The organism is Vibrio sp. 10N.222.55.C6, from assembly GCF_041473395.1.
GTDB lineage: Bacteria > Pseudomonadota > Gammaproteobacteria > Enterobacterales > Vibrionaceae > Vibrio > Vibrio crassostreae_C.
The window spans coordinates 1-322 of record NZ_JBFRSD010000747.1 but is presented as its reverse complement, the minus strand read 5'-3'; the positions used below and the strand labels follow the sequence as shown (position 1 = coordinate 322).

The window sequence follows — 322 nt, the reverse complement described above, 5'->3', positions numbered from 1 at the left end:
CTTTCCAGTAATTGGCGGGCCTGCAGCATCTCGAATGGACCAGCGTCATCGCTGACCACATTCTCGCGAGAATGAGTAGGAATGTTCAGGACATAAACACCTGACCCTTTTTTTACCTCAACTAAGTTTTCAAGCTCTAGCATGATGATCGCTTCACGCACTACAGTGCGGCTTACATCTAGACGATCAGCAATATCGCGTTCTGGAGGTAACCTATCTCCGACCTTATACAGGCCTTCAATCAGTTCTTTTCTTAGTACTAACCCTATCTCCTGATAAGGTCTTTTCGGCTCGAAAGGCATCATGATGATATTGTCACTTC

1 protein-coding gene is annotated in these 322 nt (G+C 45.7%); it reads right to left on the bottom strand.

The window, feature by feature from the left end; all coding sequences use genetic code 11:
- A partial coding sequence (locus AB4486_RS25955; protein ID WP_372119618.1) for a GntR family transcriptional regulator occupies positions 1-322 on the bottom strand: 322 nt, incomplete at both ends.